This is a genomic window from Nitrobacter winogradskyi, from assembly GCF_006539545.1.
GTDB lineage: Bacteria > Pseudomonadota > Alphaproteobacteria > Rhizobiales > Xanthobacteraceae > Nitrobacter > Nitrobacter winogradskyi_A.
In genome coordinates this window covers 1-9,134 of record NZ_BJNF01000121.1, presented here as the reverse complement: position 1 = coordinate 9,134, position 9,134 = coordinate 1, and the positions used below count along the sequence as shown (strand labels likewise).

Genomic DNA, 9,134 nt, shown 5'->3' with positions numbered 1-9,134 from the left:
GAATTCATAATGACGGTTTCATAGAATTTTCTACCACCGTGAGGCTTTTAAACATCGGTTGAGAAGTCCAGCGTCTTTGAAAGACAACGCCAAGGCCACCTACTTCCAGAAGGCAGCTTGAAAGCCCGATGACGCTGCGTACCATCAAGGCCCGGGCCGTATAGGCCGTCGTCAGCAGCAGCGTGAAAAAGATCGCAAGGTCGCAGGTTCCTTCATTCCGCCGCGGCCGGAAGATCGACGGGTCCGCATTCCGGTCGGCGGGCTGCTTCCGCGCCAAGCTCCCAGCTTTTGATGAGAGCATAGATCGCCGGAATGACGACGAGGGTGAGCATGGTCGACGACACCATGCCGCCGATCATCGGGACGGCGATGCGCTGCATGACTTCCGAGCCGGCTCCGGTGCTCCACAGGATAGGCAGAAGACCGGCCATGATGGCGACGACGGTCATCATCTTCGGTCGCACGCGCTCGACAGCGCCGAGCATGATCGCTTGATTGAGATCAGCGCGGGGCGAAGCGGATCACTCAGTCTTGCAGCGAGCGCAATTCGGCGAGCGAAGGAGCTGCCAAAGAAGGAGAAGCCGCGCACGACCTTCGACTTCGGCACCGTGAGCATGGCCGTCGTCAGAGGATAGGTCACCTGGTCCTCGACCACCTGTGGTGCTTGACCGGGATAGTCGGTGTAGATGATGACCTGCACATCCGAAAGATCGGGGATGGCATCGAGCGGCAGTGTCTTGAGCGCATAGACTCCGGCTGCGACTGCAAGGACGGTGCCTGCGAATATGAGGACGAGATTGCGCGCGGACCCCGCGATAAGGCGGGCGATCATGGCGCGTTCTCCACCTTCACCATGCCGTTCAGCGTGTCTGCCCGAGAGTAGGAAACGCCGCTGTCTGAGGGGAGGCGCCCAAGTGAGGAAATCGTCCGGAGCAGACGTTCGTGATGCGTAACCTGTCAGCGCGGAAGTCCGAGGGTGACTGTCACAATAAGCTGACTGTCACAATAAGTCCGGCTCCGATGACAGAAGCTATGAGCCCAAAGCAAAGCCAGGGATTGTACCGAGCTACGAAAAGCCCGCCGAACTGGCGGGCTGAACGTAAATATGGCTGAACGTAAATATGACTTGGGGATCACAACGCTGATCAATCAAGCGCAGCCTCCCTGAACGGCACCTGAACGACAAAAGATCGGGACTGGCGCGCCTCAGCTCGCGGGCGACTTAGATTGTTCGGGAGACTGACCCAAGAGCCTGGTGATTTCGGTGACGCTGTCGGCAGAGTTGTCATCTTTGCCAAGAAGGCCGATGAGTCTTTTGTCGCGCTCCTCGTCCAGGATCGCATTCGTCGCTATGACAGCTTCAATGTCGCTGGCAAGCTTGCGGTAGGTTGCTGCGAGCACTTCGAAGACTTCGCGCTTTTTATTGTTGAGTGTGCTCTTGCTGATCGTGATGCAATGTTCGGAATTGGCGTGAAGCTTATCCAGGTATAGCTTCAAGTCCTTCATGTGTGTTGCTGGTCCTTGTTAACGGCATGGCATGGACGGCTGGAAAGTCCGGTTCCAGATCGTCCGGTCTTTCGTCAGCGTCTTATGGCGCGTTCGCGATGAACGTGGAAGGCGTTTCGGAAGGGTGTGTATAGATGCCGCCGTTGTTGGAGGAGCGCGCTCCTCCCATCTATGGGAGAAAAGGGCGGGCGCAACCTGGCGGTAACATCAACCGCTACAAGTCATGTGCCAGCGACGATGAAGTACCAAGCACATCTGAATTCCGGGATCTGTCCAATAGTGCACACAGCGTTCAGGACATACCGGCTCGGACCGGAGGCTTTCGCTTTTCATCCGGATTGGGCTGAGGCTTATCGCTCGGCAAGTCCGACGGAGGTGGTTCCTTTATATCGGGAACCACATCCGGGCCGGGCGGAGGCGACTTAGGTTTCGGATCTTCCGGCGGGACTGGATTACCTGGCGTCGGCTGCATGTCACACCTCTACCGGTTCCAACTTATGCACGGAGCGATGGTTCCGAAGTTTGATCGCGTCGACACCTGCCTGATATGCCGCGCCATGCTTGAAGAGAGACGGCTCGCGCGTTCCGTGGGATCGCCGAAGGCTGATGCGCTCCAATGCCACTCTGATGCAGACTCGAGCTTCGCTGATCAAGGGCAGCGAAGATGGTGAACACAATGTGTTCCTACCTTGAGCACTCTGGAATCTTGCTCAGGTCGTTCTCGGCTTCTGCTCTCGATGGATAGGAACTCTTGCCGACAGCCTTGGTTTTTCCTCGTGTCGTCGGCTTCAAGCTTGTGACCACACATGTCTCTGTTGAAGTATCTTGCAGGATATACCAGGCGCTGGCAGATCCTGTTGTCGTGCCCGGCGAACTTGGCGAAGCGTCCGGTGAAGTCTGGGCGAGGGCAGGTACCGCCAATGTCGAGGCGATCAGACTCGCCAGTGCGAGTTTGAGTTTCATTTCTGCTCCATCGTGTGTGTGGGTTTAGCGGAAACGAGAAATCGTCAAGTGATTACAAACGTTCCGGAGCAATGGATAACATCTCATCTGGACGAGGTTCAAGAGTGAAGACGACGCAGTGTCTGAGCATTTCTGCTTCTGAATCAGAAGCGAGCTCTAGACTATTGTTTTAACGTATTTTCTTACGGGAATCGGTATCCGTTTCGCGGAAGAAAAACGCTTTGGCTGCGCGAGAAATCTTTGCTCATCGACACGTTGCTGACACCTTTTCGTCAACTATCAGCTCCGCGCTCAGCCGCTGAAATTGCAGGTGCTGCTTCCGTCGATGCTCTACCGGTAGATGCACTCCGCGGTTTTCGCCATCTGAACTGGAACAATCTGATTCTGGCAGCGGATGGTTTCGGGCTCTCGTGGTAAGCTACGCTAGAGCTTTCACCGTTTCATGGAAACGGTGAAAGACTCTATCTTTAATGTTTTGGGGCGTTTTCTTCACGCGAACCGGATTTCATCCTTAGGGCTCAAGCCTCAGGACGTGCTTCGCTCGAAAACGCTAAAGTGGTTCGCGTGTTTGGGAGATTGCGATGTCAGGTTTGTCAGATGCGGTGAGAGTGATCGAGCCCGGCAAGACCTATGTCGGCAAGCAGGGCTTTACTTACGGAGCAGGCGTGTCGAAGGAGACGGTCGGAGCAAAGCACATATGTTTGAATGTGCTGCCGATGCCTCCGGGCGCCAAGGCGATGGTTCATTACCACGACGGCATCGAGACCATCGCATATCTTCTGGAAGGTGAGTGCGCCGTCTATTACGGTGACAAACTTGAGCATCGTATCGCCGTCAAAGCAGGGGATCATGTCTATATGCCCGAGGACGTGCCGCACGCTCCGTGCAATGAGAGCGGAGCGCCGTGCAAGTGGCTTGTCGCGCATTCATCGGGCAGCGATCAGGACGGCATCGTTCTGCTGCCAGAACTCGATGCTGTCCTGGCACAGAAGTCGAATACGTCAGCTTGATGATGGTGGAAGGCGTGGAGAGACTTTCGCCTTGCCTTCGTGCTGGCTGAACGATTCGCGAAGCCAGCACACGCAAAAGATGTCATCACGCTTCAATGGGCAGGTTCTCGCGGTACAGTGCACCGCCGCGCGTTCAAGGTTGCCACTCGGTCATCTGAAGGATGTTTCCGCCGAGCTTCTGGAATGCGCGCTGACGGCATGAGAAGACGATAATCTGTTGGTCCCGGGACTGTCGGTGGAGCGCGTCGAACATCTTCTCGATTCGATCGTCGTCCGAATAGACGAGGGCGTCGTCGAGGATGACTGGAGCCGGCCGGCCGTCGCGGGCGAGCAGCCTTGCGAAGGCGAGACGTGTCAGCACCGATAGCTGTTCCCGCATGCCGCCGCTGAGGCGGTCGATTTCCTCCTCCTGGCCGTTGCGCCGGATCGCCTGGGGCAGCAGCGACTTGTCATCGAAGGTGATCGAGACATCGTCGAAGAGCAGTCCGAGAAGCGGCTTGAGCTCCGTCATGACAGGCTTGAGATAGAGTTCGCGAGCCTGGGATCTGGCTGTCTCCAGAGACAAAGCCAGCCGTTGCAGGATGGCGACTTCCTTCTCGAACGCCGCGACGCGGACCGTTGCGGCGGAGCATGCGTCCTCCGTCTCGCGCCATTTCTCTTCCACCGCCTCGTCGGCGCGCGCCCGTATCCCGGCGTTCAAGCCGGCGACGGTTTCACGGAGCCGGTGTATCTCTTTCTCGGACGCTTCTTCAACCGAGCGCGCGCGCTTCAGCGCAGCCTCGGCGGAATCGAGATCGGCGGCGGTGTCGCTGAGATTCTCCGTATTCGTTTCGGCTTCGGCGCGTGATCGTTCCCGATCATCGAACGCCTTCACCAACTGCTGCTCGCGTGCGGCACGCTCCTCTTCAGGGCCGAGGATTGAATCGATCTGCGCCTGCTCGGCGTTCAGCGTCGCCAGCTTCGTTTCGGCTGCGACGAAGGCGTCGTCGGCGCTGCCGCGCAGCGGCTCGGTCTCTCGCAAGGCCAGCCGGGCCGCCTTCAGCCGTTCCCCGGCTTCGGCCAGAGACGCCCGAACCTGCGCCGGATCCGCTTTCAGTTCGAGATCCCCGGAATCGATCGCGCTTTGTGCGGCGACGTCTTCCCGCAGCCGTGGCAAGCCTTCCGGCGCAAGCTGGGATAGCCGGCCACGCAGTTCGCCGAGCCCGGCGTCCATCTGCTGAGCCTGAACTTGCCGTTTCCGTGCTGCGGCGAGGTCGTCGACGCCCATTGAAGAAAGAAGCGTGCGTCGCTTCGCTTGGGCTTGTTCAAGGCGATCATCGCTCCGGGACGGCCGGTTCGACCGAAGCTTGATCGTGCCGATCCCAGGAACCGAAAGCCGCGCCTGTCCGTCATAGGTGCGCTCCTCTCCACCCGATAGCGGGTCGCCGTTCATCGTCACGAGACCGAGCGCATCCGCCTGATAATCGACGGAAACGGAAGGACGCGCGGCTTCCTCGACAGCGCGAAGTCTTGCGATCTCGACTTCCAGAGCCTGAAGCTCGTCGATGGCGCTCGACGGTAGCTTGAGAAGCGAAAGTTCTGCTTCGCCGCGTTCCAGCTCTTCACGGGTGGCTTCCGCGTTGGCGAGTTGCTCCTTGGACTGGGAAAGACGTTCGGCCGCCTCGCGCGCTCTCAACGCCGCGTCCAGGCGCGCGAGCAGGTCACGCGACTCCCTCTCGCCGGCCTCCGCCGCCTCGGTCTCCGCCGTTGCCTTTGCGATCGCCTCGCCAGCCGCATGGCGTTTGTCCATGGCCTGGCGGCGGCGATCTTCAGCCGCAAGCCGCTCTTGACGCAACTTCCTTGCTGTTTCCATGGCGGCGCGGAAGGTCAGGAGGTCTTTTTCGGCGCCGTCCCGGCGCTCACGCGCGAGCCTGAGTTCGGCTTCGGCCGTCCTCAGCTTCTCGCTCTGGGATTTGGCGGCGTCGAAGGCGGCTTGCGCCGTCTCCACGGCCTTGCGTCGTTGCTGCCTGTCGTCGGTCCTGTCGAGTTCGGTAAGCTTCTTTGTGGCCGAGGCGCGTTGGTCCAGCGCCTCGCGTAGGGCCGCGACTTCGCCCGCAAGCTTTTGTTCGTCTCCAGTCAGCCTGTCGCGATCTTCAAGAGCGCTGGCGTATCGCCCGCCGGCCTTGGGCCTGCCGGTGGCGGTGACCAGTTCCGAAAGAGCCTGTTGCGTGGCGGAAAGGATCTCGGTCATGCGCCTCCCGCCGGTGACGGCCTCGACTTCGCCTTGCACGGATTCGAGCAGGGTGCGGCGGACTTCCCGTTCTCCGTCCTCTTCCGACTTGCTGCGTCTTTCGATTCCGGTCACGCCCTGGCGTACCCATAGCAGCCCTGCCGGACCGGCGGTGCCGCCCTTGACCAGATTGGCGATGAAGTTCTCCGCCTCGTCCGCCAGTGCTACCAACTGCCCCGTGGCGAGATCGGTCACCCGCGCGGACCGGCCGACGAAATACTGCTTCGTAATGCGGAAACGGCCTTCGCCGGTCGCGATATCGGCTTCGACCAGCGGACTGCCGCCGCTATAGGGCCTGAGGGTCCTGACATCGCCGGAAGCGCTCGAATGCGGCTGGAAGAACAGCGCGTGCAGCGCCTCGAAACTCGTCGACTTGCCGTATTCGTTGGCGGCGCAGAGCACGTTGACGCCGCCGTCGATCCCCTCGATGGCGACGCCGCGACCGGCGAAGCGCTTCACGTTGAACAGGCGCAGCGCCGAGATCTTCATGACGCGACCACCTGCGCATAGGAGTAGAGGCGGGCGAGGGCGGCGCGCGCGGTCTCGCGCTCGGTGGCGGAACGGCTTTCATCTCCGGCTTCGGCCAGCAGCGTGTTCGCGGCTTCACGAAGCGCTCCGGCGCGATCGATCCGGTCGAGGTCTTCCACCTCGCATTCTGTCACAAGGTCGGCCTCGTCAAGCTCCAGGAAGGCAAAATCCGGCGTCGTGCTTGCGATGGCGCGTGTCAGCGCCGTGCGTGTCGGCAGGCGGCTGCGGCCCGTCGCCATGATCCGGGCAAGCGTCTGTCGGCGGAGCCGCGCCTCCGGCAACAGGGCCTCCAGCGCCGATGCAGGATCGTCCCCGTCGAGCACATGGAGGTTCAGCGTGCGCCAGTTGAAGCCGGCCGTGGTCAGCGGCGTCACCTCGGGCAGGGCGGAGGGGCCAGCGATGCTGACCAGCGAGGCTTCGCCGGGATGGTCGTGCTTGAACCGGTCTGGCTCCGGCGTGCCGCTGTAGCGGGTGCGTGGGCCGACATTCATCGCGCCGTGCCAGTCGCCGAGCGCCAGATAGGCGAGGCCGGCGCGCTGGTCCCGGTCCGGCGCGATGACGTCGGACGCGACGGCCTCCTCGGAAAAACTCTGGATCGCGCCATGGGCGAGGCCGAGGCGGATGGTGCCTTCCGGCGTCGCCTCGCTGTCCATCCATTCAGTGAGATCGCGGCCGGGACGGCGCGTCGTGCAGGGCGCGGGCAGGAGCACGACATCCGCCGCCAGTTCGATCGGGCGCGGCTCCACCGCGAGAATGACGTTGTCGGGCGCTTCCTCTCGCAGCGTTGTCCAGAGCTGGGTCGCCTGCAGCGAATCGTGGTTGCCGGGCAGGATCACCCATCGGATCGGCGCATGATGCGCCATCTCGGTCAGCGCCTGGCGGCGGACATCCGAAGCGGGCGTCTCGGTATCGAAAACATCGCCCGCGAGCAAGATCGTGGCCGCGCCCTGCTCACGCCCATGTTGCGCGAGCCGGGCGATCACCGCATGCCGCGCCTCACGCAGCCGGCTCGGCAGGTCACCGAAGAAGTTGCCGAAGCGCTTGCCGAGATGCAGGTCGCTCGAATGGATGAAACGGAACATATCTATCCGGATGGCTGAACGGTCGTGATATGCTGGCGGGCTCTTGTGATCGCTTCGTCGAGGCGGGCGCGGGATACCGCCGCAAGGCGTTCGACGCCGAGGAGACGCGCCAGATAGCGCACGGGGTCCGTGTCGTCCAGCAGGTCAGGATTGTCGAGCGCCACGGAGGCCAGTTCGGCAAGTGGAATATCCGCGACCGCCCTCCGCGCATCCTCGTTGACTGGCTGCCGATAGGCCAGAACGTCGACTATGGCTCCCTGCTTCCAGATGAACTCGCCGCTCGATTCGCGCGTCGTGTCGTACCCGCGCAGGTGCAGATCGATCTGTTCCCTGATGCGCCCGCCGGTGCGCAGCCAGCCATGCGCCCGTGAAATTCTTTTGGCGAGAATGTCCGTGCGCAAAGGGTTTTCGGTTTCGATGATCGCCTCGATCATGCCTCGCAGCGTGTCCCGGTAGCCGAATTCGAAGAACTGATCCGGGTCCGCCTTGAAGCTGGAGAGATCGGTGACGTGGTATCGTCGCTTGTCCGGAATATCGGCAGGCATCGGACCTGCATCCGGTTGCGCCTCTGTCGTTTCGACGGCGCGAGATGTTGCCGGCGGCTCCACCGATACGCGTTCGGTTTCAGCGGGCGCCGGAGGCGGCGTCACCTCGTCAACGATGGCTGCGGCTTCGTCGTCGCGGATCTCGTCTATCCCCTCCACATTGTGTCCCATGTCCCAATGAGTCGCGATCTCCTCCTGCTCGGCGGCGCGGCGCGCCCGGCTTTGGTCCAGCAGGCTTTCAAGGTTGGCGTGCAACCGCCCGGCGCAGCCTGCGGCATCGAACCACCAGTCCGTTGACCACACGCGGAGGATATCCCAGCCCAGCCCCCTCAACACCTGCTCACGAACCTTGTCGCGGTCCCTTGCGGTGGCCGACTGGTGATAGGTGGCGCCGTCGCATTCCACGCCCGCGAGATAAGCTCCGGCCAGATCGGGGTGGCGAATGCCGAGGTCGATACGAAAGCCGGAAATCCCGACCTGTGGCACGACCATCCAGCCGCGTCGCTCCAGTTGTGCAGCGACCGCTTCCTCGAAGGGGGAATCGAAGCCGCCGACAGACCCGTCATCCTGGGCGGGCAGGGCGATCGCGCCGCGTTCGGCGTAGTCGAGGTACGTCTTGAGATGGTGGACCGCGACCGCCTTGGTTCGGGACGCGTCGATCTGGTCGGCCGTGAAGCCTGAAAACACGATGAGTTCCTGCCGCGCGCGGGTCACGGCGACATTGAGGCGCCGTTCGCCGCCGTCGCGGTTGAGCGCGCCGAAATCCATCTTGAGTATGCCGGCGGCATCCTTCCAGAAAGTGATCGAGAAAAGGATCACATCCCGCTCGTCGCCCTGCACATTCTCGAGATTCTTGACGATGGTCGGCTCGACCCGCTCTTCGGCAAAGAACCACTCAAGCTCGGGATCATCCCGGCGCGCGGCATCGAGACGATCGAGGATCAGCGACTGCTGCTGTATGTTCAGCGTGATTACGCCGAGCGTCGGCCGCTCCTTTTCGGGAAGCCTCAGCCAGGCCTTCATGCGCGCCACGGCCTCCTTTACGACCGCCTCGGCCTCGATCTTGTTGGTCCGGCTCTTGCCACGGTCGTAGACACCATGCGGCACCTTGCGCAGTTGCACCGCGCGGTCTTCAACGGCCGGCGAGGGAAAGGTCACCAGGCGGTTCTGGTAATAGTGATGGTTTGAGAAGGCGATCAGGGATTCGCTTCGACTGCGATAATGCCATCTC

General features: G+C 61.6%; 7 protein-coding genes and 1 pseudogene. 1 reads left to right on the top strand and 7 read right to left on the bottom strand.

The window, feature by feature from the left end; translation table 11 throughout:
• Positions 1 to 212 precede the first annotated feature (212 nt).
• From NWI01_RS17985 to NWI01_RS17965, 4 genes and pseudogenes are all read right to left on the bottom strand, one after another.
• Complete coding sequence (locus tag NWI01_RS17985) at positions 213 to 452, bottom strand: efflux RND transporter permease subunit (protein WP_244613879.1); 240 nt, start codon at positions 450 to 452, stop codon at positions 213 to 215.
• Between the two features lie 104 nt (positions 453 to 556).
• A pseudogene (locus NWI01_RS17980) lies at positions 557 to 832 on the bottom strand (efflux RND transporter permease subunit); the annotation flags it as partial.
• A gap of 374 nt (positions 833 to 1,206) precedes the next feature.
• Complete coding sequence (locus NWI01_RS17975; protein ID WP_141385322.1) at positions 1,207 to 1,506, bottom strand: hypothetical protein; 300 nt, start codon at positions 1,504 to 1,506, stop codon at positions 1,207 to 1,209.
• Between the two features lie 684 nt (positions 1,507 to 2,190).
• Entirely contained in the window at positions 2,191 to 2,469 is a 279-nt protein-coding gene (locus NWI01_RS17965) for a hypothetical protein (RefSeq protein WP_141385320.1), read from the bottom strand.
• 581 nt (positions 2,470 to 3,050) lie between these two features.
• Here NWI01_RS17965 and NWI01_RS17960 point away from each other — a divergent pair.
• Positions 3,051 to 3,479, top strand: coding sequence for a cupin domain-containing protein (locus NWI01_RS17960; RefSeq protein ID WP_141385319.1), 429 nt, complete (start codon positions 3,051 to 3,053; stop codon positions 3,477 to 3,479).
• A gap of 133 nt (positions 3,480 to 3,612) precedes the next feature.
• On the opposite strand, the gene NWI01_RS17955 is transcribed toward NWI01_RS17960, so the two are convergent.
• From NWI01_RS17955 to NWI01_RS17945, 3 genes are all read right to left on the bottom strand, one after another.
• Positions 3,613 to 6,237 carry an AAA family ATPase gene (locus tag NWI01_RS17955; protein WP_141385318.1) on the bottom strand — a complete coding sequence of 875 codons (2,625 nt, stop codon included), beginning with the start codon at positions 6,235 to 6,237 and terminating at the stop codon, positions 3,613 to 3,615.
• The gene (locus tag NWI01_RS17950) at positions 6,234 to 7,358 is read right to left on the bottom strand and encodes a metallophosphoesterase family protein (protein ID WP_141385317.1); all 1,125 of its coding nucleotides are present in this window, start codon (positions 7,356 to 7,358) and stop codon (positions 6,234 to 6,236) included. Before NWI01_RS17950 ends, NWI01_RS17955 begins: the two co-directional genes overlap by 4 nt.
• Positions 7,359 to 7,360: 2 nt before the next feature.
• Positions 7,361 to 9,134: DUF3320 domain-containing protein (locus tag NWI01_RS17945; RefSeq protein WP_141385316.1), on the bottom strand; the 1,774-nt coding region annotated here is incomplete at its 5' end.

Coding starts and splice junctions, on each gene's coding strand:
- NWI01_RS17955 (WP_141385318.1), bottom strand. CDS start 6,237: ATGAAGATCTCGGCGCTGCGCCTGTTCAACGTGAAGCGCTTCGCCGGT.
- NWI01_RS17975 (WP_141385322.1), bottom strand. CDS start 1,506: ATGAAGGACTTGAAGCTATACCTGGATAAGCTTCACGCCAATTCCGAA.
- NWI01_RS17965 (WP_141385320.1), bottom strand. CDS start 2,469: ATGAAACTCAAACTCGCACTGGCGAGTCTGATCGCCTCGACATTGGCG.
- NWI01_RS17985 (WP_244613879.1), bottom strand. CDS start 452: ATGATGACCGTCGTCGCCATCATGGCCGGTCTTCTGCCTATCCTGTGG.
- NWI01_RS17960 (WP_141385319.1), top strand. CDS start 3,051: ATGTCAGGTTTGTCAGATGCGGTGAGAGTGATCGAGCCCGGCAAGACC.
- NWI01_RS17950 (WP_141385317.1), bottom strand. CDS start 7,358: ATGTTCCGTTTCATCCATTCGAGCGACCTGCATCTCGGCAAGCGCTTC.